Below are 23,580 nucleotides of genomic sequence, written 5' to 3'. Positions count from 1 at the left end.
CCCTATTTCGGGAACGGCTTGCTCAGAAACTTCGATCCCCTGACGCCATAGCGCCAGGGCAGCTCGACGGCCTTGGTGATGCCGATCCGGATTCCGGCCACCACCTCCAAATCCTCCGTCCGCGCATGCAACGCGATCGGGGGACGGTCCAGCGGCAGGGCGTTGTGCGCGATGGTGATGCCGAGCGCTTCGGTCAGCTTGCCCGGGCCCGAGCACAGCGCGTGCACATCGACCGCATGGCGGCGGCGGCGCATCGTCGCCAAGCCGTGCGTGGGCTCCAGCGCGCGGATCAGCACGGCAGCGGCCGAGCCTTCGTCCTCGCAGACGAAGTTCACGCACCAATGGATGCCGTAGGAGCGGTAGACATAGGCAAAACCGGGCGGGCCGAACATCACCTGGTTCCGCGGCGTCGGTCCGCTGTAGGAATGCGCCGCCGGCTCGGTATGATGATAGGCCTCGACCTCGATGATGATCCCGCCGACGCCGTCGACCAGCATGGTCGCACCGATCAGGTCGTGCGCGACCTCGCGGACGTTGCGGCCGAAGAAGGCGCGCTTCAGCGGCTTGCCGAGCCGAGGTGTAGAGGCTTTTGAGGTTGGAGCCATTCGAGGTGAGAATCGCCTGAGAACAGAGCAGGATAATGCCCATATCTGCCATGTTCCCTGAAGCAGGGCGAGCCGGGTTGCGATGCCCGGCGAGACCGACTAGGTAGGACCTGAACAGACCGGACACCCCATGGTCGTTATTGTCGATACCATCTCGAACCCGCTGCGCCCGCGTCACCCCGAAAAGGTGAACCGGCCCGATTCCGCTTCGCCGCCGAAGCCGGACTGGATCCGCGTGCGCGCGCCCAATACCCGTGGCTATGCCGACACCCGCAACATCGTACGCGCCAACGGCCTGCATACGGTGTGCGAGGAAGCGGGCTGCCCGAATATCGGCGAGTGCTGGGACAAGAAGCACGCGACCTTCATGATCATGGGTGACACCTGCACCCGCGCGTGCGCCTTCTGCAACGTCAAGACCGGCATGCCGAACGCGCTCGACGCGACCGAGCCGCAGAACGTCGGCGAGGCCGTGGCCAAGCTCGGCCTTGCCCATGTCGTCATCACCTCCGTCGACCGCGACGATCTCACTGATGGCGGCGCCGAGCATTTTGCCCAGACCATCCGCGCGATCCGCGCCGCGTGCCCCTCGACCACGATCGAGATCCTGACGCCCGATTTCCTGCGCAAGGAGGGGGCGCTGGAGGTCGTCGTCGCGGCGAAGCCCGATGTGTTCAACCACAATCTCGAGACCGTGCCGTCGTGCTATCTCACGGTACGGCCCGGCGCGCGCTATTTCCATTCGATCCGGCTGCTGCAGCGGGTCAAGGAGCTCGATCCCACCATCTTCACCAAGTCCGGCATCATGGTCGGCCTCGGGGAAGAGCGCCACGAGGTGCAGCAGGTGATGGACGATCTGCGTTCCGCCGACGTCGATTTCCTGACCATCGGGCAATATCTCCAGCCGACCCGCAAGCATCACGCCGTGATGCGCTACGTGCCGCCGGACGAGTTTTCGTCCTACGAGAAGGTCGCCTACACCAAGGGCTTCCTGATGGTTTCGGCGAGCCCGCTCACCCGTTCGTCGCATCATGCCGGCGAGGATTTTACAAAACTGAAGGCCGCGCGGGCAGCAAGCGCCCGCTGAACCGCCATGCCCAAATTTTCGAGCAAGCGCCGTGTCGATCACAGCGCGTCCGAGATGTTTGATCTGGTCGCCGACGTCGAGCGCTACCCGGAATTCGTGCCGCTGTGCAGCGCGCTGAAGGTCCGTCAGCGCATGGCGAAACCCGACGGCACCGAGGTGCTGGTCGCCGACATGACGGTGTCGTTCAAGCTGGTCAAGGAGACCTTCACCAGCCGCGTGACGCTCGACCGCGCCAATTTGAAGATCCTGGTCGAATATCTGCAAGGTCCTTTCAGCAATCTGGAAAACCGCTGGACGTTCGAGCCCAAAGGTGAGGGCGTCTGCGATGTCGGTTTCTTCCTCGCCTACGAATTCAGGAGCCGCATGCTGGCGCTGCTGATGGGCTCGATGTTCGACGCCGCGTTCGCGCGGTTCTCCCTCGCGTTCGAGAAGCGTGCGGACGCGATCTACGGACGGCGGAAGCTGGCATCGTCGTAGCTCCGCCGCCAAGATGGCAGGGAGCGATGACGTTTGGTGGCGGATGCACATTTGCGATCCCGATCGGTTTCGACAAAATTTGCGTGCATTTTGACAAGCACACACAGGTTTGCAGTCTCGCGACGTTTCTCGCCCGAGCTTTGCTTTTCGCCGTGGCCCTCAGGTATCGGAGGGCACAGGGAAGACCGGGTGCCGGCTGGCACCCACGGTCCACTGTGCGAAGGTTGCGCTACAAGAATCTGCACAGCGGCATACAGGTGAAGCCAAACAACCGGCCTTCCCTGCGCAGTGGTTTTACGGCTTATGCCGAGCTCTCCCCGGGGAGCGATGCACTATTGCCCCCGTCGCCTTGCGGATGGCTGATGCGCGTGCCCGGTCGGGCAACCGACATCACCACAAGACTTGACGCACAGACCCCGGGCGTCAGGACGACACGGTTTTGCCGTACGCAGACCGCACCGGTCGTGTGCGCGACGCCGTCGCTCACGGTTTCTCGCCCTGCGAGGCCCTTCGCGCCGATGCTGCCTGCGTCCACCACAACTCATCCCGCGTTTCGTGACGATCGCGATACGCCCCTCTGACAGGGATGAGGTGGCGGGACGATGCGACAAATCAGAATTTCTGTAAAGACGAATATTTTGAGGTGAGCCGATTGACCCGCTGTTTGTGTGTTTTGCCCGTCGGGCAACACAACGGATCGTGGCCCGCGGATTGCGCTTCTCCGTCCGCGCTACGGGATTTGTGTTCCCTCTGCGGCAAGGGGATCATTTCGCGCCGCCACGAGTTCTCTTCGGATTGCCCCTGGGTGAGAGCTCATGACCATCAATTTCGACACGCTGAAAGCATCGCTGGTTCTGTACGGGCTGAATGCGATCTACGCGATCCTGCTGCTCGCTGTGGGCTGGTATCTGTCCGGCGCGATGCAGCGCTTCGTCACGCGCGTCCTCAACGTCGCGCATCGGGTCGATCCGCTCGTGACCTTGTTCGTCTCGAGCGTCACGCGCTACGGCGTGCTGGCTGTGGTCGGCATCGCCGTGCTTCAGCTGTTCGGCATCCAGACCGCGAGCCTCGTTGCCGTATTGGGCGCGACATCACTCGCCATTGGTCTCGCGTTACAGGGCACGCTCTCCAATCTCGCCGCCGGCGTGATGCTGCTGTTGTTCCGGCCCTTCCACATCGGTGATGACGTCGAGGTCGCCGGCAAGGCTGGAAAGGTGAAGTCGCTGTCGCTGTTCATGACGGAACTGGTTGCGCCTGACAACACGCAGATCCTGTTGCCGAACGGGCAGGTGTGGGGCGCAGCCATCGTCAACCACAGCACCTATCCCGGCACCGGCGAGGTCAAGGTGGCGTTTCCGGTCCCGGCAGGCGCCGCCAATGCGCTAGCGGACCGGATCCTGAAGGAGTTGCGCAACGACTCCCGCATCGACAATCAGGCAGAGCCTGCCGTCCGCGTCTCCAAGGTCGTCGACGTCGCCAATCCGGCAGCGCCGATCCTGGAATTGACGGTCAGCGCAAAGGCGAAGCCGTCTGAAGCCGATGCGGTGAAGCAGTGCGTGCTCGACCATGCGAGTGCGCTGCTCGCGGCTGCGTGAGGGGTCTCACCCCCGCGGCGACCGCGGAGTCCTGCGCTTCGCGGCGTGCCGGCGCGGCGAGCGTGTCACGCGAGGGCGCAGGCGGGTTACCGCGGCTTCACGGCGCGGCTTGGCTTGAACTGGGCCGCGGGCGAGGTCCATCAGCATGCGCAGCGCCTCGACCACCGAGCGCTGGCGCACTGCGGTGCGGCCTATCGCACCGAAGCGATGCTCGCGGTGGACAATGCGGCCGTCGCGCGCGGCGACGGCGAAATGGACGAGCCCGACCGGCTTGCCGGGCGTGGCGCCGCCGGGGCCGGCAATGCCGGTGATGGCGACCGCGAGATCGACGTCGGCGCGTTCCAGCGCACCCACTGCCATTGCAGTCGCGGTCTCCTTGCTGACGGCGCCGAAATTGGTGAGCGTACTCGCCTCGACCCCCAGCATCGCGCGCTTGGCGTCGTTGGAATAGGTGACGAAGCCGCGATCGATGACATCGGACGAGCCGGGGATATCGGTCAGTGCGCCGGCGACCAGGCCGCCGGTGCAGGACTCGGCCGTCGCGATCGTCAGCTTGCGCATCCGGCATAGATCGAGCAGCGAGCGGGAGAGGGCGCGTGCGTCGCTGCTGCCCATGACCTTACACGCTCCAGGGCAGGCGGATGGTGGCGCTCGCGGTGGCCGCGATGCCTTCTTCGCGGCCGGTAAAGCCGAGTCGCTCGCTGGTGGTCGCCTTCACCGCGACGCGCGAGATGTCGACGCCGGAAATTTCGGCGATACGCGCGCGCATAGTGTCGCGCAACGGGCCGATCTTCGGCCGCTCGCAGATCATCGTGACCTCGAGATTGGCGATGCGGCCGCCGCGCTGGGTAACGCGCTCGATGGCGTATTTCAGAAATTGGTCCGAGGAGGCGCCCTTCCATTTTGCGTCGCTGGGCGGAAAGTGCGAGCCGATATCGCCGTCGGCGAGCGCGCCGAGGATGGCGTCGACCAGCGCATGCAGGCCGACATCGCCGTCGGAATGGGCGAGGAAGCCTCTGGTGTGCGGCACGCGCACGCCGCAAATCATGAGATGGTCGCCGTCACCGAAAGCGTGCACGTCGTAGCCCGTGCCGGTCCTGATGTCGCCGAGCAGGCTGGCCAGCCGCGCTTCCTCGCGCACGAAATCCTCGGGGGTGGTGAGCTTCATATTGGCAACATCGCCTTCAAAGGTTGCGACCGTCAATCCCGCCCATTCGGCAATCGCGGCATCGTCGGTGAAATCGCTGCGCCCGTCCTTGGCCGCGCGACGATGCGCCTCGAGGATGAAGTCAAAACGAAAGGACTGCGGCGTCTGCGCAATTCGCAACCGCGCGCGGTCCGGCGTGTCCTCGACATTGCCGTTCTCGCCGGTGACCTTGATGGTATCCGTGACGGGAACAACGGGGATCGCAGCGCCAGTGCGACCGGCCGCATCGATCGCGCGCGAGATCACGCCTTCCGAGACGAAGGGCCGCGCGGCGTCGTGGATCAGGACGATGTCCGGCTTGTGCTTGGCGAGCGCTTCGAGACCGGCGAGCACCGAGGCCTGCCGGGTGGCCCCGCCATTCGTCGGCGCCTCGTGCTTTAACCCTGCGACCGCCGCGGTGAAGATGGCGCTGTCGTCGAGGTTCACCACCGGCTGCACCGCAAACACGTCCGCGTGCCGGCTGAAGGCTTCCATGGCGCGATAGATCACCGGCACACCGCCGATCTCGCGATATTGCTTGGGACCACCGGCGCCCGCGCGCAGGCCGCGTCCGGCCGCGACGAGAACGACTGCGGTGCGCTGTGATTTCGCCATAGGACTCAAATACTCAGTTGGTGATCACGAGAGTCGGGGAGAGGGGAGATGCCGCATGCCTCTAGCACGGCAGGCCCGCAAAAAAAGGGGTTTCCCCGGATTGTGGGATTCAGCATTTTGCTGCACTGCACTTGAAAGTTCTGCAGAACTGTCTAAACTGTAGGCATGACGCTTGACTGCACAAGAATTGTGCGCAAGATGGGTCATGGCAGGCGCGATGAGGCCCCTGCCAACGGAACGGAACTCCTGTGACCGGCTCAGCAGTATCAGACTCTAAGCTGTTGAAAATAGGCGATATTGAAGTCGCCACCCCGGTCTTCCTGGCACCGATGTCGGGGGTGACTGACTCGCCCGTCCGCCGGCTCGCCGCCGAGCTGGGGGCCGGTTTGGTCGTGTCCGAAATGACCGCCAGCGATGAGCTCGCCAACGGCCATCGGATGTCCCGGTTGCGCTGCGAAGCCACCGGGATCGGTCCCCACGTGGTCCAGCTCGCCGGTTGCGAGACGCATTGGATGGCGGAGGGCGCCCGGATTGCCGAAGCCGAAGGCGCCGACATCATCGACATCAACATGGGCTGTCCGGCCCGCCACGTCACCGGCGGCCAGTCCGGCTCGGCCCTGATGCGCGACCTCGACCATGCCGTCAGCCTGATCGAAGCGACGATCACGGCGGTGAAGGTGCCGGTGACGCTGAAGATGCGGCTCGGCTGGGACGACCGCACCCGCAACGCGCCGGAACTGGCGCGGCGGGCGCAGGCATCAGGCATCAAGCTGGTCACCGTGCACGGCCGCACCCGCTGCCAGTTCTACAAGGGCGAGGCCGATTGGGACGCGATCCGCGCCGTGCGCGATGCCATCTCCATTCCGCTCGTCGTCAATGGCGACATCACCACTTTCGAGAAGGCGCTCGCGGCGCTCAAAGCCTCCGGCGCCGACGCCGTGATGATCGGCCGCGGCGCGCAGGGCCAGCCCTGGCTGCCCGGTGAGATCGGCCGACGCCTGAAAGGCGGGGCGGCGGAAGCCACGCCGTCGCTCGAGACGCAGCTGCATTATGTCCGCACGCTCTATGAAGGCGTCTGCGCGCTCTATGGGCTGCGCGTTGGTCTGCGGCACGCGCGAAAACATCTCGGCTGGGCGCTCGACGTCGCGGCCGATGTGAGCCGTGCGCCGGCCGAGAAGCTGAAATCCTGGCGCCAGAAGATCCTCACCTCGGAGGATCCCCGGCTCGTCCATCAGTCACTGCAAGATGCCTTCGACGACTTCGCATGGAGCGCTGCTGCATGAGCTCAGCTGCTGAACATCGTCGGCCTGTTCCGTCCGACAACGACGCGATTTTGGATGCCTTGCCCAATCCCGTGCTCATGATCGGGCCGGACGGCAAGATCGTTGCCGCCAACATCGCAACGGAAGCCTTCTTCGATATCTCGACGCAGTTTCTGAAGCGGCAGTCGCTGAAAGAGCTGGTGCCGTTTGGCAGTCCTTTGCTGGCGCTGATCGATCAGGTGCGCTCGTCGAACGCGGCGGTCAACGAATACAAGGTCGATCTGGGCACGCCGCGCATGGGCGGAGACCGCCAGGTCGATCTGCACGTTGCTCCGCTCACGGAACGGCCCGGCCATATCGTGGTGATGCTGCAAGAGCGCTCCATCGCCGACAAGATGGACCGCCAGCTCACCCATCGCAGCGCCGCGCGCTCGGTGATCGCGCTCGCCGCTATGCTGGCGCACGAGATCAAGAACCCGCTCTCGGGCATCCGCGGCGCCGCGCAGCTTCTTGAGCAGCAGGCCTCTTCCGAAGACCGCATGCTGACGCGGCTGATCTGCGACGAGGCCGACCGCATCGTGACGCTGGTCGATCGCATGGAGGTGTTCGGCGACGAACGTCCCGTGGTGCGCGGTCCCGTCAACATCCATTCGGTGCTCGATCACGTCAAACGGCTGGCGCAGTCCGGCTTTGCCCGTAACATCCGCTTCGTCGAGGATTACGATCCCTCGCTGCCGCCGGTGCTGGCGAACCAGGACCAGCTCATCCAGGTGTTCCTCAACCTCGTCAAGAACGCCGCCGAAGCGCTGATCGATGTTCCCGACGGCGAGATCCAGCTCACCACCGCGTTCCGCCCCGGCGTGCGCCTGTCAGTCCCCGGTCAAAAATCCCGTGTATCCCTGCCGCTGGAATTTTGCGTGAAGGACAACGGGCCAGGCGTGCCGGACGATCTCCTGACCAACCTGTTCGATCCCTTCGTGACCACCAAGCAGACCGGCTCGGGCCTGGGCCTCGCGCTGGTCGCAAAGATCATCGGGGATCACGGGGGCATCATCGAATGCGAATCTCAGCCGCGCAAGACCACGTTCCGCGTGCTGATGCCGATGTATTCCACATCGGTGAAACATGCCGATCACAGCAGTCGCGACGGCTCTGCCGGGAAGTCGTCGTCTGCATCTCAGGGGGCAAAATGAGGATCAACAATGCCCGCAGGTAGCATTCTCGTAGCTGATGACGACACCGCCATCCGCACGGTTCTTAATCAGGCCCTGTCGCGGGCCGGATACGAAGTCAGGCTCACCGGCAATGCCGCGACGCTGTGGCGCTGGGTCAGCCAGGGAGAGGGCGATCTCGTCATCACCGACGTGGTGATGCCCGACGAGAACGCGTTCGACCTGTTGCCGCGGATCAAGAAGATGCGGCCGAATTTGCCTGTTATCGTCATGAGCGCACAGAACACCTTCATGACGGCGATCCGCGCCTCCGAGCGCGGCGCCTATGAATATCTGCCAAAGCCCTTCGACCTGAAGGAGCTGATCGCCATCGTCGGCCGTGCGCTGGCCGAGCCGAAGGAACGGGTCTCGACGCCGAACGAGGACGCCGAGATGGAGGCGATCCCGCTGGTCGGCCGCTCGCCGGCGATGCAGGAAATCTATCGCGTGCTGGCGCGCCTGATGCAGACCGACCTCACCGTGATGATCACGGGCGAGTCCGGCACCGGCAAGGAGCTGGTGGCGCGCGCGCTGCATGATTACGGCAAGCGCCGCAACGGCCCGTTCGTCGCGGTCAACATGGCGGCGATCCCGCGCGACCTCATCGAGTCCGAACTGTTCGGCCATGAGCGCGGCGCCTTCACCGGCGCCAACACCCGCGCCTCCGGCCGGTTCGAGCAGGCCGAAGGCGGCACGCTGTTCCTCGACGAAATCGGCGACATGCCGATGGAGGCGCAGACCCGCCTGCTGCGCGTGCTCCAGCAGGGCGAATACACCACCGTCGGCGGCCGCACCCCGATCAAGACCGACGTGCGCATTGTCGCTGCCTCCAACAAGGATTTGCGCGTCCTGATCCAGCAGGGCCTGTTCCGCGAAGATCTGTTCTTCCGCCTCAACGTCGTGCCGCTGCGGCTGCCGCCCTTGCGCGAGCGCATCGAGGACCTGCCGGATCTCATCCGCCATTTCTTCGCGCTCGCCGAGAAGGACGGCCTGCCGCCGAAAAAGCTCGACACGCTGGCGCTGGAGCGGATGAAGCAGCACCGCTGGCCGGGCAACGTGCGCGAGCTCGAAAACCTGGCGCGGCGCCTCGCGGCGCTCTATCCGCAGGACGTGATCACCGGCTCCGTCATCGACGGCGAGTTGGCGCCACCTACGGTCAGCCCGGGTGCCGCAGTCCAGCATGGCGTCGACAATCTCGGCGGCGCGGTGGAGGCGTATCTCTCCTCGCACTTCCAGGGCTTCCCGAACGGCGTGCCGCCGCCGGGCCTCTATCACCGCATCCTCAAGGAGATCGAGGTGCCGCTGCTCACGGCCGCGCTCGCCGCCACCCGCGGCAACCAGATACGCGCCGCCGATCTGCTCGGCCTCAACCGCAACACGCTGCGGAAGAAGATCCGGGATCTCGATATCCAGGTTTATCGAAGCGGGGGCTAGCCTTCCCGGAACGGACGGTGGCTCAGCTCCCCCTACCAAAGAGAGCTGAGCCTGTCCGGATCGCGCTGGCCGTTATGGCTGACGCGGTGGGCAGAAGTCCTGATTGGACTGAAATGTTCCGCTGGAACATTGAAAATGGTCATTCAGCCGCGGGACGCGGCCTCACACACTATCTGACAAGCCGGCCTGTCATCGGCATCATGCTGGCGACATTCGCCGGCGGCACCTGCAAACCGGGGCCGTTGACCAGGAGGTCAGCGGCCACAATCAGCAGCAGCACGGCCGACACCATCATTGCGAGATAGAACTTGTCCATGCCCGGTTAAGCCGCTGGGCCGGAAAACCGTTCCCGCAAGCGAGGTCTTGCGACAGCGGCCTGTGGATGCGCCGGTCGGTCGCGGCCTGGACGCCGCGGAATTGTCGCAATTCGGCAACAATGTGGTACGAATACATCAGTATCCGCCCGCCGCGGATCCCGTTTTCAGCACCCATTGCCGGAATGACCAGCGCAGAGACCTCGGCCGCATCCTTTGACACGGCCCCAGCGGAAGAGCCCCGGCGTTGGTCGGCGCGACGCTGGCTGGCGCCGTTCGCCGTGGCGCTGGCGCTGCTGTCGGCGTTCCTGACCTTCATGGTCCTGACCGGCCTCACGTCAATCGAGCCAACGCCGGCGGTTGTCCGCTCATTCTATCTGATCAATGCGGGCACGATCCTGCTGCTGGTCGGCATCATCATCCGCGAGCTCTGGCAGCTGATCCTGGCGCGGCGGCGGGGCAGGGCGGCGGCGCGACTCCATGTCCAGATCGTCAGCCTGTTCTCGATCGTGGCGGTGCTGCCGGCGGTGCTGGTCGCCGTCGTCGCCAACGTCACCATCGAGCGCGGCCTCGACCGCCTGTTCTCCGGACCGACCAAGGAGGTGATCCAGAACTCGCTGACGATCGCGCGGGCCTACATGCAGGACCATGCGCAGCTGATCCGCGGCGACATCCTCGGCATGGCCAACGACATCGCCCACGCCCGGCCGCTCTACGATCAGGATCGCCGCTCGTTTCGCGAGCTGCTGACGTCCAGCGCCGCCTCGCGCAACCTGCCGGGCGCGATGATCATCGACAAGAACACCAACATTCTCGAATCCGCCGACACCGGCATGCGGCTGGCCTATTCGCCGCCGGCGCCGGACTTCCTCAGCAACGTCAACGAATCCGAGCCCGAGATCGCGGTGCTGCCCGATGCGAGCTTCGTCGCCGCGGTGGTTCGCTTGCGTGCCTTCAGCGACACCTTCCTCTACGTCGCGCGGCCGCTCGATCCGAACGTCGTCAACCAGCTCAAGCAGACCGAGCTCAGCGTCGCCGAATACGCCCAGATCGAGTCGCGCCGGCTCGGCATCCAGGTCGCCTTCGCGCTGATGTTCGCGGTGATCGCGCTGACCATCCTCATGGCCTCGGTGATCATCGGCCTCAACTTCGCCAACTCGCTGGTCTCGCCGATCCGGCGGTTGATGAACGCGGCCCAGACGGTCTCGACCGGCGATCTCCATGTGAAGGTGCCGGTGCACCAATCGGAAGGCGACCTCGCCCAGCTGGGTGAGACTTTCAACAAGATGACGCAGGAATTGCGCAGCCAGCGCGACGAGCTCGTCAACGCCAGCGACCTCATCGACAGCCGCCGCCGCTTCATCGAAGCCGTGCTGTCCTCGGCAAGCGCCGGCATTATCGGCGTCGATACCTCAGGCAGCGTCGGCATCCTCAACCGTTCCGCGGAAAAGCTGATCGGGCACTCCGAAGCCGAGACGCTCGGCCATCCGCTCTCCGACGTGCTGCCCGAGCTCGAAGAGATGATGAAGACGGCGCGGGAAGGGACCCAGCGCCTGGTGCAGGGCCAGATCACGATTACGCGTGACGGGCAGGAACGCAATCTGTCGGTCCGCGTCAGCGCCGAGAAGACCAGCCAGCCGCACGACAGCTACATCATCACGCTCGACGACATCACCGATCTGGTCTCGGCGCAGCGCACCTCGGCCTGGGGCGACGTCGCGCGCCGCATCGCCCACGAGATCAAGAACCCGCTGACGCCGATCCAGCTCTCCGCCGAGCGCATCCGCCGCAAATTCGGCAAGGACATCACCGAGGGCAAGGACAAGCAGATCTTCGAACAGTGCACCGACACCATCGTGCGCCAGGTCGACGATATCCGCCGCATGGTCGACGAGTTCTCGCGCTTTGCGCGGATGCCGAAGCCGGTGATGGAGGGCGAGGACGTCGTGGACACCGTGCGGCAGGCGGTGTTCCTGATGAAGGTCGCCCATCCGGAGATCGATATCGAAGCCGAGTTCAAGGAAGACCCGCTGCGCGCCCAGTTCGACCGGCGGCTGATCTCGCAGGCGGTCACCAACATCGTCAAGAACGCCACCGAGGCGATCGAGCAGGTCCCCCTGGAGGAGCTCGGCAAAGGCCGGATCGACGTCGTGGCGTCGCGCGAGGGCGAGGACGTGCTGATCGACGTCGTCGACAACGGCATCGGCCTGCCCAAGGTGGCGCGCTCGCGCCTCCTCGAGCCCTATGTGACAACACGCGCCAAGGGCACCGGCCTTGGGCTCGCGATCGTCGGCCGCGTGCTGGAAGACCATGGCGGGCGCATCGAACTGAAGGACGCCTCCGACTTCCGCGAGGGCCAGCGCGGCGCCTGGATGCGGATGCGTTTTGCGGTCTCCGGCACTCCCGCGAAAAGCGAGGGGGCCGAACCGGTGACCGCGGCAACGACCAAGCCGGACATCAGGGAAACGGTCACGAAATCCGTCAAGGATATGGAAACAAAAGAGCCGGCCACCGAAACCAAAGAGCCGGCTGAAAAGACCAATGATTCAACGAAAACCGAAGCCTCAACAGGCAGCTGAGAAAACAGGCGCGACCCATGGCAAGTGAAATTCTGATTGTCGATGATGAGGCCGATATTCGGGATCTCGTTGCGGGCATCCTCGAAGACGAGGGGTTCGTGACCCGGACCGCGCGCGACAGCGATACGGCGCTCGCCGAGATCGCCAACCGCAGGCCGCATCTGGTGTTTCTCGACATCTGGCTGCAGGGCTCCAAGCTCGACGGCTTGCAGCTGCTGGAGCAGGTCAAGAAGGACAACCCCGATCTGCCGGTCGTGATGATCTCCGGCCACGGCAACATCGAAACCGCGGTCGCCGCGATCAAGCGCGGCGCCTACGATTTCATCGAGAAGCCGTTCAAGACCGACCGGCTGATCCTGGTCGCCACCAGAGCGCTGGAGAACTCGCGGCTCAAGCGCGAGGTCAAGGAGCTGAAGCAGCTCGCGCCGAGTGCAAGCTCGCTGGTCGGCCGCTCGCCCAGCATGAACCAGCTGCGCCAGACCATCGAGCGTGCGGCCAAGGCCAACAGCCGCATCCTGATCGTCGGCCCCGCCGGTGCCGGCAAGGAACTGACCGCACGCACACTGCACACGGCCTCGGGCCGTGCCGAAGGCCCCTTCGTCGTCATCAACGCCGCCGCGATCACGCCCGAACGGATGGAGCACGAGCTGTTCGGCATCGAGCAGTCCAACGGCGAGCACGCGCGCAAGTCCGGCGCGCTCGAAGAGGCCCATGGCGGCACGCTGTTCATCGACGAGATCGCGGACATGCCGCGTGAGACCCAGAACAAGATCTTGCGCGTGCTGGTCGAGCAGTCGTTCCAGCGCGTCGGCGGCAACGGCAAGGTGCAGGTCGACGTGCGCATCATTTCCTCCACCGCGCGCAATCTGGAAGAGGAGATCGCCGGCGGCCATTTCCGCGAGGACCTCTATCATCGGCTCTCGGTGGTGCCGATCCGCGTGCCCGCGCTGTCGGAGCGGCGTGAGGACATTCCGGAACTGATCGACTATTTCATGGAGCAGATTTCGGCGGGCAGCGGCCTGCCCAAGCGCCAGATCGGGCAGGACGCGATGGCGGTGCTGCAGTCGCATGTCTGGCCCGGCAATGTGCGTCAGCTCCGCAACAACGTTGAGAGAGTCATGATTCTGGCCGCGGGCGGCCCGGAGGTCATCATCACCGCCGACATGCTGCCGCAGGACGTCGGCTCCATGGTTCCGGCGATGCCGACCAGCAACAATGGCGAGCACATCATGGGCCTGCCGCTGCGCGAAGCGCGCGAAGTGTTCGAGCGCGACTATTTGATTGCACAGATCAGCCGTTTTTCAGGAAATATTTCTCGCACGGCCGAGTTTGTTGGCATGGAACGCTCGGCGTTGCACCGGAAATTGAAGGCGCTCGGTGTCGGCTGACGCCGCGACGTGGCGGAGATAGGCGAGGAAAATCATCCATTTCCGTAGTTTTTCGGGGCCATACGGCGTGGGCTGGCGCGTGAAGCGGCTTGCCTAATAAGCCCACCTGTCCTCTAATCGCACCGCTGTTCCTTCCGAGGGGGATCTCATGAGGGACGGCAACCGGGAGAGGCTCCGAATTTCAGAAAGAGGGCCGCAACCGGCGCAATAACAACCGGCGCAATAAAAAGAAACTCAAAGCGAGAAAAAAACAATGGCGGCAGACCGCGCACAAAACCTGCAGGACACCTTCCTTAATCACGTTCGCAAAACTAAAACGCCACTGACGATCTTTCTGGTCAACGGAGTGAAGCTCCAGGGCATCGTGACCTGGTTCGACAATTTCTGTTTGCTGCTTCGGCGCGACGGTCACTCGCAGCTCGTCTACAAGCACGCGATCTCGACCATCATGCCGGGCGCTCCGATCCAGTTGTTCGAAGGCGGCGAGGAGCCGGCTTGAGAGTGATCTGATTGGAACCCCGGAATTTCGACGGGGATGCCGACCGTCCGCGGTCGGCAGGGGCCAAGCAAACGGGGCGGGTGCTTGTCATCGGCCCCTACTTGCGGGTGCGCGCGGGTAGTGCCGACGCGCAATCGGAAAGGCATATCCTGCGTGACGCCCAGGCCCGGCTCGATGAAGCCGCCGGCCTCGCGCGCGCGATCGATCTCGTCGTTGCCGACGCCATCATCACGCCGATCAACCAGATCAGGCCCGCGACTTACATCGGTAAGGGCAAGGTCGAGGAGATGGCCGGGCTGATCAAGAGCCTCGATGTCGAGCTCGTGGTGATGGATTGCGCGCTGGCACCGATCCAGCAGCGCAATCTCGAGAAGGAATTGCAGGCCAAGGTGCTCGACCGCACGGGCCTCATTCTGGAGATCTTCGGCCGCCGCGCCAAGACCAAGGAAGGCTCGCTCCAGGTCGAGCTCGCGCATCTCAACTACCAGCGCTCGCGTCTCGTCCGCTCCTGGACCCATCTCGAGCGCCAGCGCGGCGGCTTTGGATTCATGGGCGGTCCCGGCGAGACGCAGATCGAAGCCGACCGCCGCCTGATCCAGGAGCGCATCTCCAAGCTCGAGGGCGACCTGAAGAAGGTGCAGGCGACGCGGCGTCTGCATCGTGCAGGACGCCAGCGTGTGCCGTATCGCGTGGTCGCGCTGGTCGGCTACACCAATGCCGGCAAGTCGACGCTGTTCAACCGCCTGACCCGCGCCGATGTGCAGGCGGCCGACATGCTGTTCGCCACGCTCGACCCGACCCTGCGCGCGCTCACCCTGCCGCACGGCGGCAAGGCGATGCTGTCCGATACCGTCGGCTTCATCTCCAATCTGCCGACGCAGCTCGTCGCTGCCTTCCGCGCCACGCTGGAAGAGGTGCTGGAGGCCGACGTCATCCTGCATGTGCGTGACATCTCGCACGACGACGCCGAGGCGCAGCAGAGCGACGTCGACGCCGTGCTGCGCCAGCTTGGCATCAATCCCGATGACTCAGGCCGCATCATTGAAGTCTGGAACAAGATCGACCGTTACGACGCCGAGCAGCGCGAAGAGCTTTTGAACGTCGCTGCGCGCAGGCCGGAAGACCACCCGGCGATGCTGGTCTCGGCCGTGTCAGGCGAGGGCGTCGACGCACTGCTCGCCGCGATCGAGGAACGGCTCGCCTCAAAACGCACCACGCTCGACCTTTCGATCGACGCGGCCGACGGCGCCGGCATCAGCTGGCTGCACCGCAATGCCGAGGTGTTGGTGAAGGAGCTGCACGACGGCTGCTTCGACATGACGGTGCGGGTGGACGAGACCAAGCGGGACATCGTGGTGAACCGGTTCGACGCCGTGCCGCGCGTGGCCTAAGACGCCGAACAACGCACTCAGCCCCTGAGCCTTGCTCGAATATGCCTTGACCAGCTCTGAGGATGGAGTACGATCACCCTCAGGTTGTACCTGAAGTACTTTTATCGACAAACTTATTTATCGGCGCCTTAGCGGTTTCGACGCTGCCGAGTCTTCCTGTTAGGCCATGACCCGCCGCGTCAGACGCGCACTGCGCGAATGATCGAGTGCTGGTCATGGATTCAGCTGTCAAACTCTTTCAGGAAATCTCCAAGGGATTCATGGTAGTCCCTTTCTTCCGGATGCTCTTCTACGGAATCATCTTCGCGACGATCATGACGTTCATCATCGGCTGGTCGATTGGCGTATTCGAACCGATTTCAAGCTTTCCTTATCTGACAAACACGAGCCACTCGCCTTGGATCCCGGTGATGTTCGTGTCCTTTAGTTTCCTCTTCGCGTTTGCAGGTTATTTGAGCAATCTGCAACTCAAGGAAGATATTCTCAGCCCGATCCGTCAGAAGCTCGTCGGTATCTGGGAGGTGAGAGCGCTAACCTGGAAGATCGATCGAACGGAGATCGTCCAGGATGAAGTGGTGACTTACTGCACAATCGGGATCGAAGATGTCGGACGAAAGCTGATCCTACACTTCGACGTTTCGAATAGCGACATATTTGCAGATCAATCCCTAGACATCACAAACGTCATGATTGCTTTCGTGGGCGAGCCGAAGAAGCTCATCTATTTCCAGGACCATGATTTGACGTTGAAGCACCCGGTTGGAACAGGGGCGGGCCAGATGACCACGATACGCTTCCCGTTTCTCGGCGTGCTTAACATCAGCTCGCGGAATGACGAGATCAATGAAATGTCTGGCGTCTGGTACGACATCGACAACTCGGTGTTCAATTTGGCCCGTAACATTCCTAATCTGAAAGGTATGGACGAATTGATCGACAAGCTCGACAAGGGATCCGTCACATTCAAGGGCCCACTCTCTTTCCGTCGCATCGATAAGCCTGCCGGCAAGAAGTAACTGTATCGATCTGCACCCAGGCGAGAGACTCAAAACAAGGCTCTAACCCTCCGACTATTCCTGCCGCTTCGCCGCATTCCACAGCGCGTCCATCTCTTCCAGCGACGCCTGCTCCAGCGCTCGCCCCTGCGCTTCCAGCGCCCGTTCGATATAGGCAAAGCGCCGCTCGAACTTCGCGTTGGTCGCGCGCAGCGCGGCCTCCGGGTCGGCATCGACATGGCGGGCGAGGTTGACCAGCGCAAACATCAGGTCGCCGGTTTCCTCCGCGATCTCATGCTTGTCGTTGCGGTCGAGGGCGGCCTCGATTTCGTCGGCTTCCTCGCGGATTTTTGCCAGCACCGCGCGCGGGTCGTTCCAGTCGAAGCCTACAGTAGAGGCCTTGCGCTGAAGCTCCATGGCGCGCGTCAGCGCCGGTTGGCCGGCCTTCACGCCTGACAACAGCGATTTGTGCGAAATCTCTTCCGGTGGCCGGCGTGCGGCGCGCTCGGCCTTCTCCTCGTCCTTGATGCGGTCCCAGACTTCCTTGACGTGGGAGGAGGCGAGGTTACCGTCCTTGTCTACGAAGACATGAGGATGGCGCCGGATCATCTTGCGGGTGATGGCCTCGACGACATCTCCAAAAGCAAATGCGTTCTGCTCCTCGGCCATCCGGGCGTGGAACACCACCTGCAACAGGAGGTCGCCGAGCTCTTCGCAGAGATCGTCGAGATCGCCGCGGCCGATGGCCTCGACCACCTCATAGGCTTCCTCGATCGTGTAGGGCGCGATGGTCGCAAAATTCTGCTCGAGGTCCCAGGGGCAGCCGGTCACCGGCGTGCGCAGCGCCGCCATGATCTCGATCAGGCGTGAAATGTCGCGGGAAGGGGTCATTGCGGGGCAGTCTCCTGGCTCTCAAGCCTTATGCCAAAAGCGGGCCGCCGTTCCCAGCGTAGCGCGGCGGAACAGGCCGATTTCCACCGATTGGCGGCCGAGGTGCGCAATGCTAAAGCGCGGACCATGAGCGACGCATTTTCATCAGAAACCGCGCTGGTGCTGTTTTCCGGCGGCCAGGATTCCACCACCTGCCTCGCCTGGGCGCTGAACCGCTTTGCGCGCGTGGAAACGCTGGGGTTCGATTACCGCCAGCGCCACGCCATCGAGCTGGCCTGCCGCGACCTGCTGTTCGACGGCATCAAGGGCTTGCGCGCGGATTGGGCCGCAAAACTCGGCGAGAGCCACACGCTGTCGATCCCGACGCTGGCGGATGTGTCCGAGACGGCACTGACGCGCGATGTCGCGATCGCGATGGGCGCCGACGGCCTGCCCAACACCTTCGTGCCCGGCCGCAATCTGGTGTTTCTGACTTTCGCCGCGGCGTTGGCTTACCGGCGCGGCATCACCCACATCGTCGGCGGCATGTGCGAGACCGACTATTCCGGCTATCCCGATTGCCGCGACGACACCATCCGCGCCATGCAGGCCGCGTTGTCGCTGGGCATGGCCCGCAAGTTCGAGCTGCATACGCCGCTGATGTGGATCGACAAGGCGGCGACGTGGCAGCTCGCGCACGATCTCGGCGGCGAGGGGCTGGTTGACCTCATCCGCGAGCAGTCGCACACCTGCTATCTCGGCGAACGCGGCGCGCAGCATGATTGGGGATACGGCTGCGGCGAGTGCCCTGCATGCGGCCTGCGGGCGAAGGGGTGGCGGGAGTATGTGGCGGCGCGTTGACGCTACAAGTTCGATGTCATCGTCCGCGCAGGCGGGCGATCCAGTACGCCGCGGCTTCTCCGTATCCCACGCGCGTCACTGGAATACTGGATTCCCCGCCTTCGCGGGGAATGACAGTGTTGGTTTTGGGGCGATCGGCGTCTACGCGCCAAACCGCCTACCTCGCAAAATCCTCCGGGCGTAGCTCGATCGGCTTGCCGTGAGGCGTGCGATCCGCAGCGTGGTCCCAGGCATCGCGGTAGCGGTGCAGCGTCTCCAACGATGCGACGCCCTTGCGCGCAACCAGTCCTTCCAGCGTGGCGAGCCAGTGCAGATAGTAGGTCTCGCCGGTGTCAGGATCGCCGGCGACCTGGGCGCGCTTGATTTCGGAGGCCAGGGCTGCGGCCCATTCGGGCCAGGTGAACACGCCGCGGTCATGCAGCGTCAACGCCATGGCGAAGGCGTGCGCCTCCCAGGGGGCGCGGAACACTGGGCCGTCGTCGTCGCGGGGAATGCTCGGGATGGCCGCAGTTGCTGCGGCCGCGGCCGTGCTGCTCATCACGCCGGGTCCAGATAGGGCTCGAACGCGTCGATTGATACCTTCAGGGTCGGATCACCGTCCGCGCCCCAGAGATCGCGGCCCTCGAACACCACCGTATAGAGCCATTGCGGATTCTCGCCGAGCTCCATCGCCGCCGAATCCGGAAACACGTGACAGCCGTGGTTCAGCTGGACGACACCGACATGGCCGCGCACGTAGCGCGGCAGCCGCGTGTGCGTTGCCGGATGAATGTTTTTCGCGCGCACGCGGTCGCCGATCCCAAATCTCTCCGGCGCCGGAGCAGGGCGGGCGAACTTGCCGCGCACCATGGTGCGCTCGACATTGTCGCGCTCCAGCCTGCCGTGCTTGAGCGCCTTTGCGGGTTGCATCGCGTGGCCGGCGGCGACCTCCTGCCGGGTGAGATAGCCCTTCTCGATCAGCATCTCCTCAAGCCCGAGGAACCATTTCTTGTAATAGGAGCTCGACAGGTACACATGCGGCGGCAGCGTCTCGCGATAGAAGCGCGAGGTGTCGATATTGAAGGCACCGGCCGCGCCCATCGCGCGCACCATCGCCAGCACCCGCGACTCCCATTCCGCATGGAACACCGGCTCGTTCGGCTCCGGCTCGACCTTGCCGAATCCGTCCATGCCGCCCATGTCGTGCACGCCGTTCATGACGGCGCTCCCGGCGTTTTGGGAAAGCCGGTGCCGATCATGGAATCACGCGTGACGAGTTCGGCGAGCTGTTCCTCGCTCCAGCCGTCCGTGCCGTCGGGGCGGATCGGCAGCACCAGGAAGCGCGTTTCGGCGGTGGAATCCCACACCCGGATCTCCATGTCCCTGGCGACCTGCACGCCGAAATCGGCGAGCACGCCGCGCGGGTCCTTCACCGCGCGGGAGCGGTAGGGCGCAGCCTTGTACCAGACCGGCGGCAGCCCCAGCATTTCCCAGGGGTAGCAGGAGCACAGCGTGCACACGACCATGTTGTGACGCTGCGGCGTGTTCTCGACCACGACGAGATGGTCGCCGACGCGGCTGACATGGCCGAGGGTGCCGATCGCCTTGGAGCCGTCTTCCAGCAGCGCCTGCTTGAACGCGGGATCAGTCCAGGCCTTGGCGACGACGCGCGCGCCGTTATGCGGGCCGATCCTGGTCTCATAGGCCTGGATGATGGCATCGAGCGCAGCCGGCTCGACGTAACCCTTCTCGGTCAAGATCGTCTCGAGCGCGCGCACGCGCAGCTCGGTCTCCGACAGCTCGGAATGGTCGTGATCGTGGTGATGATGATGTTCGCTCATGGGTCAAAGATAGTCCCAGAATCCGGGCGTTGTCGAGACGAAGACTCTGCTAACATCGCACCATGGGCTGGGCTGCGAGAACCGGAATAGCCGCCGCAATCGCAGCATTTGGCGCATTCGCGGCGCAGGGTGCGCGCGCCGCGAATGCGCCTATGCGGTCGATGCCGCCGACATTTCCGAGGTCGGCTCCTGCAAAGTGGAAAGCTGGACGTCGGTCGCGACCAACACGGATTTTTCGGCGGTCGCCAATCCCTCCTGTGTCGTCGATCCCTTCAGGCCGATCGAGCTGAGCCTGCAGACCATCCGGGCCCGGAGCGATGGCGACTGGAGCACGACCGTCGCTCCAAAAGCCAAGACGAACTTCGTCCCGACTGGAATAGGCCGGTGGGGCTCGTCAGCGTATGGCGGCGGATCATTCGACGCGGCGAGCGGCGATGCCATGTCCGCCTTTGTCGTCATCCCCGCGACCTTCCGCCTGTCGGAGACCATGCGCATCAACGTCAATGGCGGCTGGCTGTGGGATCGCACGGTCGATCGTCATTACCTGACCTACGGCGTCGGCTTCGATTGGAAATTCACCGACACGTTGCAATGGACGATCGAGGCTTACGGGCAAGCTGGCGCCTCCGAGATCGCAAGCGTCGTCCAGCCGCGTTTCCAGACCGGCGTCCGCTACCGGCCGAACGAGATATTCTCCGTCGACGTGATCTACGGCCGCAACATCACCGGCGAAAGCGGCAACTGGATCACCATCGGGACCACGGTCCGGTTTCCGGTCCGCGGCAGCGAGCCCGAGCACCACCGCACCGGGCATTTGTGAGCACCAAGAAAACCAAGAACAGGGGAGATTGCGTTGTCTGACTATGTGAAGATCGAGAAGGGCCTCGGGCCGGAGGGGCGGATTGCGGTGGTGCGGTTCGACCGCGGCGACGGCATCAACGCGCTGTCGCCGGAGGCGCTGCGCCAGCTCACCGCGGCCGCGCGCAGTTTTGAGGATGACGCCGCAACCTCTGTCGTGGTGCTGACAGGCAGCGCGGACGCGTTCAGCGCCGGGTTCGACCTCAAGGATGTCGAAGGGCGCTCGCGCAAGGACATGGACCTCGGCGCGCTGCGGCGGCATCTCAATCTCGGACCGCGCTTGACTCGCCTTACGCGACGGGACCGGCGCCGATGTATTTCGGCAGCGGCTATATCGGGAAGGGCCAGTTCTGGGGTTTTGGGCTGATCTTCGGAGTGCTCTATTTCGCGGGGCTCCTGCTGATCGTCCTGCCCTGGTTGCAGGTCCATTGAGCCAGGCCGGAGTCCCCCGGCAGATGAATTTTCTTCGGCGGGGCGGGATTTGGAAAACTTCGTCCAATTCCCCGCAAATATGTGACATTGCAAGACCGACCTGAAAGGGCGATGGTGCGTGCTGCGGTGCAGCGCGCTCCACGCGAGCCCTCATCGCGGTTTCATTCTCCGTCGCTTGATGCGACCCGGTTCCCGGATGCCCCAGAGGCAAGCGGAACAATTGTGCATGAAGGCGCCTCCATGAACGCCCACCCATCGCTCGCGATCGGACGGCCGATCGAAAAGCTTGACGCGATCTCACGTGACGCGATCTCACCTGCCGCGACTGCGCCTGACGCGATGGTCCGTTTCGAGGGCATCTCCAAGACCTATCCGGCCTATCGCGGCAAGCCCGGCGTCGATGCTCTGCAAAACATCGATTTCGCGATCCCACGCGGCTCGATCACAGGCGTCATCGGCCGCTCTGGCGCCGGCAAATCGAGCCTGGTTCGGCTCATCAACGGACTGGAGAGGCCGACCACCGGCCGCGTCGTCGTTGACGGCCGTGACATCTCGGTGCTTGCGGGCCGCGATTTGCGGCTGGCGCAGCGCTCGATCGGCATGATCTTCCAGCACTTCAACCTGCTGTCCTCACGCACGGCAGCCGCCAACATCGCGCTGCCGCTCGAGATCGCCGGCTGGGCCAAGGCCGACATCATCGCACGCGTGGCCGAGTTGCTTGCGCTGGTGGGCATCGCCGACAAGCACGACCGCTACCCGTCAGAACTCTCCGGCGGCCAGAAGCAGCGCGTCGGCATCGCGCGGGCCTTGGCAACGCGGCCGAGCGTGCTGCTGTCGGACGAGGCGACCTCGGCGCTCGATCCGCAGACCACGCGGGCAATCCTCGATCTGCTCGCCAACATCAATCGCGAGCTCGGGGTGACCATCGTGTTGATCACCCATGAAATGTCCGTGGTGCGTCAGCTCGCCAGGGACGTCGTGGTGCTCGACGCCGGCCACGTCGTCGAGAGCGGCCACGTCGCGGATATCTTCACCCATCCCGAACATCCGATCACGCAATCATTCCTGGCTGAAGTGATCGGCGACAGCTTGCCGGTGTCGCTGGCGAGCCGGATCGTTTCGGAGCTGCCTGCGGGTGGACAGGCCGTGATCCGCATCCAGGTGCGTGGGGCAGGAGCCGGCGACACGCTGGTGGCGCGTCTCGCGCGCGAGCTCGGCCTCGACGTCTCGCTGCTGTCAGCCCGCATCGACGAGATCGGCGGCCAGCATGTGGGCTCGCTGACGTTGGGTATTCCGCTCGGCACTTCTTGCAGCGACGACGCGACGACGCGGACGCTGGCCTGGCTCTCACAATATCAATTCCCCGCGGAGCGTCTCGGCTATGTCGCCTGAACTCATCAACCTGATCATCCAGGCCACCGGCGAGAGCCTGTACATGGTCGGGCTCGCGGCGCTGATCGGCACCGTCATCGGCCTGCCGCTCGGCGTCTTTCTCGCGACCAGCCGGAAAGGGGAGCTGTTCTCGGCGCCCGTCGTCAATCGCGTGCTCGGCATCGTCGTCAATGCGACGCGGTCCACGCCCTTCATCATCCTGGTCGTGGCCATCATCCCGTTCACGCGCCTCGTTGCCGGCACCTCGATCGGATCGACGGCCGCGATCGTGCCGTTGACGATCGCATCGGCGCCGTTCATGGCGCGCCTGGTCGAGGCCGCGATCCGCGAGGTCGATGGCGGCCTCATTGAAACGGCGTCCTCGTTCGGGGCCTCGCCGATCCAGATCGTGCTCAAGGTGCTGATCCCCGAAGCGTTGCCAGGTCTTCTGCTGGCGCTGACGCTCGCGGTGGTCAGCCTGCTCGGCTATTCCGCCATGGTCGGCGCCGTCGGAGGTGGCGGGCTCGGCGATCTCGGCATCCGCTACGGCTATCAGCGCTTCATGCCGGAGATGATGCTGGCCGTCGTCGTGGTGCTGATCGCGCTGGTGCAGCTCGTCCAGAGCGCCGGCGATTATCTCGCGCGCCGGGTCAACCGCCGGCTGCGGCATCGCTGACATCGGTTGGGGGCGGCCCTCACATCGGGTATTTGATGTGGTTCTGAATATTGA

General features: G+C 64.2%; 22 protein-coding genes and 3 pseudogenes. 17 read left to right on the top strand and 8 right to left on the bottom strand.

The window, feature by feature from the left end; genetic code table 11:
* Window positions 1-2: 2 nt before the first annotated feature.
* A complete protein-coding gene (locus tag IVA74_RS39545) occupies window positions 3-605 on the bottom strand; it encodes a DNA-3-methyladenine glycosylase (RefSeq protein ID WP_247353410.1) in 603 nt (200 codons plus the stop codon).
* A 130-nt stretch (window positions 606-735) separates the two neighbouring features.
* On the opposite strand from IVA74_RS39545, the gene lipA reads away from it, so the two are divergent.
* The 3 genes from lipA to IVA74_RS39530 all read left to right on the top strand — a co-directional run bounded on the left by lipA (window position 736) and on the right by IVA74_RS39530 (window position 3,764).
* Window positions 736-1,692: a lipoyl synthase gene (gene lipA / locus IVA74_RS39540; RefSeq protein WP_247353408.1), complete on the top strand. Its 957-nt coding sequence runs from the start codon at window positions 736-738 to the stop codon at window positions 1,690-1,692.
* 6 nt (window positions 1,693-1,698) lie between these two features.
* The gene (locus IVA74_RS39535; protein ID WP_247353406.1) at window positions 1,699-2,169 is read left to right on the top strand and encodes an SRPBCC family protein; all 471 of its coding nucleotides are present in this window, start codon (window positions 1,699-1,701) and stop codon (window positions 2,167-2,169) included.
* Window positions 2,170-2,984: 815 nt separating this feature from the next.
* Window positions 2,985-3,764, top strand: a complete 780-nt coding sequence (locus IVA74_RS39530; protein WP_247353404.1) for a mechanosensitive ion channel domain-containing protein — start codon at window positions 2,985-2,987, stop codon at window positions 3,762-3,764.
* Between the two features lie 6 nt (window positions 3,765-3,770).
* Here IVA74_RS39530 and IVA74_RS39525 read toward each other — a convergent pair whose 3' ends face one another.
* Entirely contained in the window at window positions 3,771-4,379 is a 609-nt protein-coding gene (locus IVA74_RS39525; protein WP_247353402.1) for a CinA family protein, read from the bottom strand.
* Between the two features lie 4 nt (window positions 4,380-4,383).
* Window positions 4,384-5,565 (bottom strand): bifunctional 2-C-methyl-D-erythritol 4-phosphate cytidylyltransferase/2-C-methyl-D-erythritol 2,4-cyclodiphosphate synthase, encoded by a 1,182-nt coding sequence (locus IVA74_RS39520; protein ID WP_247353400.1) that lies wholly within the window; start codon window positions 5,563-5,565, stop codon window positions 4,384-4,386.
* 281 nt (window positions 5,566-5,846) lie between these two features.
* Here IVA74_RS39520 and dusB point away from each other — a divergent pair, with 281 nt between their 5' ends.
* The 3 genes from dusB to ntrC are packed head-to-tail and all read left to right on the top strand — an operon-like array spanning window position 5,847 to window position 9,472.
* Window positions 5,847-6,848 carry a tRNA dihydrouridine synthase DusB gene (gene dusB / locus IVA74_RS39515; protein ID WP_247353398.1) on the top strand — a complete coding sequence of 334 codons (1,002 nt, stop codon included), beginning with the start codon at window positions 5,847-5,849 and terminating at the stop codon, window positions 6,846-6,848.
* Complete coding sequence (locus IVA74_RS39510) at window positions 6,845-8,020, top strand: nitrogen regulation protein NR(II) (RefSeq protein ID WP_247353395.1); 1,176 nt, start codon at window positions 6,845-6,847, stop codon at window positions 8,018-8,020. Before dusB ends, IVA74_RS39510 begins: the two co-directional genes overlap by 4 nt.
* 9 nt (window positions 8,021-8,029) lie before the next feature.
* Window positions 8,030-9,472, top strand: coding sequence for a nitrogen regulation protein NR(I) (gene ntrC / locus IVA74_RS39505; protein WP_007610301.1), 1,443 nt, complete (start codon window positions 8,030-8,032; stop codon window positions 9,470-9,472).
* 169 nt (window positions 9,473-9,641) lie between these two features.
* Here ntrC and IVA74_RS39500 read toward each other — a convergent pair whose 3' ends face one another.
* Complete coding sequence (locus tag IVA74_RS39500) at window positions 9,642-9,788, bottom strand: hypothetical protein (RefSeq protein ID WP_247353393.1); 147 nt, start codon at window positions 9,786-9,788, stop codon at window positions 9,642-9,644.
* A 183-nt stretch (window positions 9,789-9,971) separates the two neighbouring features.
* Between IVA74_RS39500 and IVA74_RS39495 the strand changes: the two genes are divergently transcribed.
* From IVA74_RS39495 to IVA74_RS39475, 5 genes are all read left to right on the top strand, one after another.
* On the top strand, window positions 9,972-12,365 hold the full coding sequence (locus IVA74_RS39495; protein WP_247353391.1) for a PAS domain-containing sensor histidine kinase: 2,394 nt from the start codon (window positions 9,972-9,974) through the stop codon (window positions 12,363-12,365).
* Window positions 12,366-12,382: 17 nt separating this feature from the next.
* Window positions 12,383-13,753, top strand: coding sequence for a sigma-54 dependent transcriptional regulator (locus IVA74_RS39490; RefSeq protein WP_247353389.1), 1,371 nt, complete (start codon window positions 12,383-12,385; stop codon window positions 13,751-13,753).
* 253 nt (window positions 13,754-14,006) lie between these two features.
* Window positions 14,007-14,252: an RNA chaperone Hfq gene (gene hfq, locus IVA74_RS39485; protein ID WP_247353387.1), complete on the top strand. Its 246-nt coding sequence runs from the start codon at window positions 14,007-14,009 to the stop codon at window positions 14,250-14,252.
* 11 nt (window positions 14,253-14,263) lie between these two features.
* Window positions 14,264-15,643, top strand: coding sequence for a GTPase HflX (gene hflX / locus IVA74_RS39480; RefSeq protein ID WP_247353385.1), 1,380 nt, complete (start codon window positions 14,264-14,266; stop codon window positions 15,641-15,643).
* A 215-nt stretch (window positions 15,644-15,858) separates the two neighbouring features.
* Window positions 15,859-16,659 carry a hypothetical protein gene (locus IVA74_RS39475; RefSeq protein ID WP_247353383.1) on the top strand — a complete coding sequence of 267 codons (801 nt, stop codon included), beginning with the start codon at window positions 15,859-15,861 and terminating at the stop codon, window positions 16,657-16,659.
* A gap of 54 nt (window positions 16,660-16,713) precedes the next feature.
* Here the strand turns inward: IVA74_RS39475 and mazG are convergent, their stop codons facing one another.
* Window positions 16,714-17,529 (bottom strand): nucleoside triphosphate pyrophosphohydrolase, encoded by an 816-nt coding sequence (gene mazG / locus IVA74_RS39470; protein WP_247353381.1) that lies wholly within the window; start codon window positions 17,527-17,529, stop codon window positions 16,714-16,716.
* A 126-nt stretch (window positions 17,530-17,655) separates the two neighbouring features.
* On the opposite strand from mazG, the gene queC reads away from it, so the two are divergent.
* A complete protein-coding gene (queC, locus tag IVA74_RS39465) occupies window positions 17,656-18,369 on the top strand; it encodes a 7-cyano-7-deazaguanine synthase QueC (protein WP_247353379.1) in 714 nt (237 codons plus the stop codon).
* A 157-nt stretch (window positions 18,370-18,526) separates the two neighbouring features.
* Here the strand turns inward: queC and IVA74_RS39460 are convergent, their stop codons facing one another.
* Genes IVA74_RS39460 through nthA form a run of 3 tightly spaced genes read right to left on the bottom strand, consistent with a single transcriptional unit; the run spans window position 18,527 to window position 20,189 of the window.
* Complete coding sequence (locus IVA74_RS39460) at window positions 18,527-18,907, bottom strand: nitrile hydratase accessory protein (RefSeq protein ID WP_247353377.1); 381 nt, start codon at window positions 18,905-18,907, stop codon at window positions 18,527-18,529.
* Window positions 18,907-19,566, bottom strand: a complete 660-nt coding sequence (nthB, locus tag IVA74_RS39455) for a nitrile hydratase subunit beta (RefSeq protein WP_247353375.1) — start codon at window positions 19,564-19,566, stop codon at window positions 18,907-18,909. Before nthB ends, IVA74_RS39460 begins: the two co-directional genes overlap by 1 nt.
* A complete protein-coding gene (gene nthA, locus IVA74_RS39450) occupies window positions 19,563-20,189 on the bottom strand; it encodes a nitrile hydratase subunit alpha (RefSeq protein ID WP_247353373.1) in 627 nt (208 codons plus the stop codon). Before nthA ends, nthB begins: the two co-directional genes overlap by 4 nt.
* Before the next feature lie 62 nt (window positions 20,190-20,251).
* On the opposite strand from nthA, the pseudogene IVA74_RS39445 reads away from it, so the two are divergent.
* The 5 genes and pseudogenes from IVA74_RS39445 to IVA74_RS39425 all read left to right on the top strand — a co-directional run bounded on the left by IVA74_RS39445 (window position 20,252) and on the right by IVA74_RS39425 (window position 23,526).
* Window positions 20,252-21,009: pseudogene (locus tag IVA74_RS39445) on the top strand (hypothetical protein).
* A 33-nt stretch (window positions 21,010-21,042) separates the two neighbouring features.
* Window positions 21,043-21,333: pseudogene (locus IVA74_RS39440) on the top strand (enoyl-CoA hydratase/isomerase family protein); the annotation flags it as partial.
* Window positions 21,327-21,479: pseudogene (locus tag IVA74_RS39435) on the top strand (anion permease); the annotation flags it as partial. The pseudogenes IVA74_RS39440 and IVA74_RS39435, both read left to right, overlap by 7 nt.
* A 240-nt stretch (window positions 21,480-21,719) precedes the next feature.
* Window positions 21,720-22,871 carry a methionine ABC transporter ATP-binding protein gene (locus tag IVA74_RS39430; protein WP_247353369.1) on the top strand — a complete coding sequence of 384 codons (1,152 nt, stop codon included), beginning with the start codon at window positions 21,720-21,722 and terminating at the stop codon, window positions 22,869-22,871.
* Window positions 22,861-23,526 (top strand): methionine ABC transporter permease, encoded by a 666-nt coding sequence (locus tag IVA74_RS39425; protein ID WP_247353367.1) that lies wholly within the window; start codon window positions 22,861-22,863, stop codon window positions 23,524-23,526. Before IVA74_RS39430 ends, IVA74_RS39425 begins: the two co-directional genes overlap by 11 nt.
* The last annotated feature ends 54 nt before the right edge of the window (window positions 23,527-23,580 follow it).

The sequence above is a fragment of the Bradyrhizobium sp. 132 genome (assembly GCF_023074185.1).
Classification (GTDB): Bacteria; Pseudomonadota; Alphaproteobacteria; order Rhizobiales; family Xanthobacteraceae; genus Bradyrhizobium.
This window is presented reverse-complemented; position numbering and strand designations above follow the sequence as displayed.

Coding starts and splice junctions, on each gene's coding strand:
- hfq (WP_247353387.1), top strand. CDS start 14,007: ATGGCGGCAGACCGCGCACAAAACCTGCAGGACACCTTCCTTAATCAC.
- nthA (WP_247353373.1), bottom strand. CDS start 20,189: ATGAGCGAACATCATCATCACCACGATCACGACCATTCCGAGCTGTCG.
- queC (WP_247353379.1), top strand. CDS start 17,656: ATGAGCGACGCATTTTCATCAGAAACCGCGCTGGTGCTGTTTTCCGGC.
- nthB (WP_247353375.1), bottom strand. CDS start 19,566: ATGAACGGCGTGCACGACATGGGCGGCATGGACGGATTCGGCAAGGTC.
- IVA74_RS39460 (WP_247353377.1), bottom strand. CDS start 18,907: ATGAGCAGCACGGCCGCGGCCGCAGCAACTGCGGCCATCCCGAGCATT.
- IVA74_RS39495 (WP_247353391.1), top strand. CDS start 9,972: ATGACCAGCGCAGAGACCTCGGCCGCATCCTTTGACACGGCCCCAGCG.
- IVA74_RS39535 (WP_247353406.1), top strand. CDS start 1,699: ATGCCCAAATTTTCGAGCAAGCGCCGTGTCGATCACAGCGCGTCCGAG.
- IVA74_RS39500 (WP_247353393.1), bottom strand. CDS start 9,788: ATGGACAAGTTCTATCTCGCAATGATGGTGTCGGCCGTGCTGCTGCTG.
- IVA74_RS39520 (WP_247353400.1), bottom strand. CDS start 5,565: ATGGCGAAATCACAGCGCACCGCAGTCGTTCTCGTCGCGGCCGGACGC.
- mazG (WP_247353381.1), bottom strand. CDS start 17,529: ATGACCCCTTCCCGCGACATTTCACGCCTGATCGAGATCATGGCGGCG.
- IVA74_RS39525 (WP_247353402.1), bottom strand. CDS start 4,379: ATGGGCAGCAGCGACGCACGCGCCCTCTCCCGCTCGCTGCTCGATCTA.
- IVA74_RS39425 (WP_247353367.1), top strand. CDS start 22,861: ATGTCGCCTGAACTCATCAACCTGATCATCCAGGCCACCGGCGAGAGC.
- IVA74_RS39510 (WP_247353395.1), top strand. CDS start 6,845: ATGAGCTCAGCTGCTGAACATCGTCGGCCTGTTCCGTCCGACAACGAC.
- IVA74_RS39430 (WP_247353369.1), top strand. CDS start 21,720: ATGAACGCCCACCCATCGCTCGCGATCGGACGGCCGATCGAAAAGCTT.
- ntrC (WP_007610301.1), top strand. CDS start 8,030: ATGCCCGCAGGTAGCATTCTCGTAGCTGATGACGACACCGCCATCCGC.
- lipA (WP_247353408.1), top strand. CDS start 736: ATGGTCGTTATTGTCGATACCATCTCGAACCCGCTGCGCCCGCGTCAC.
- IVA74_RS39530 (WP_247353404.1), top strand. CDS start 2,985: ATGACCATCAATTTCGACACGCTGAAAGCATCGCTGGTTCTGTACGGG.
- IVA74_RS39490 (WP_247353389.1), top strand. CDS start 12,383: ATGGCAAGTGAAATTCTGATTGTCGATGATGAGGCCGATATTCGGGAT.
- IVA74_RS39475 (WP_247353383.1), top strand. CDS start 15,859: ATGGATTCAGCTGTCAAACTCTTTCAGGAAATCTCCAAGGGATTCATG.
- IVA74_RS39545 (WP_247353410.1), bottom strand. CDS start 605: ATGGCTCCAACCTCAAAAGCCTCTACACCTCGGCTCGGCAAGCCGCTG.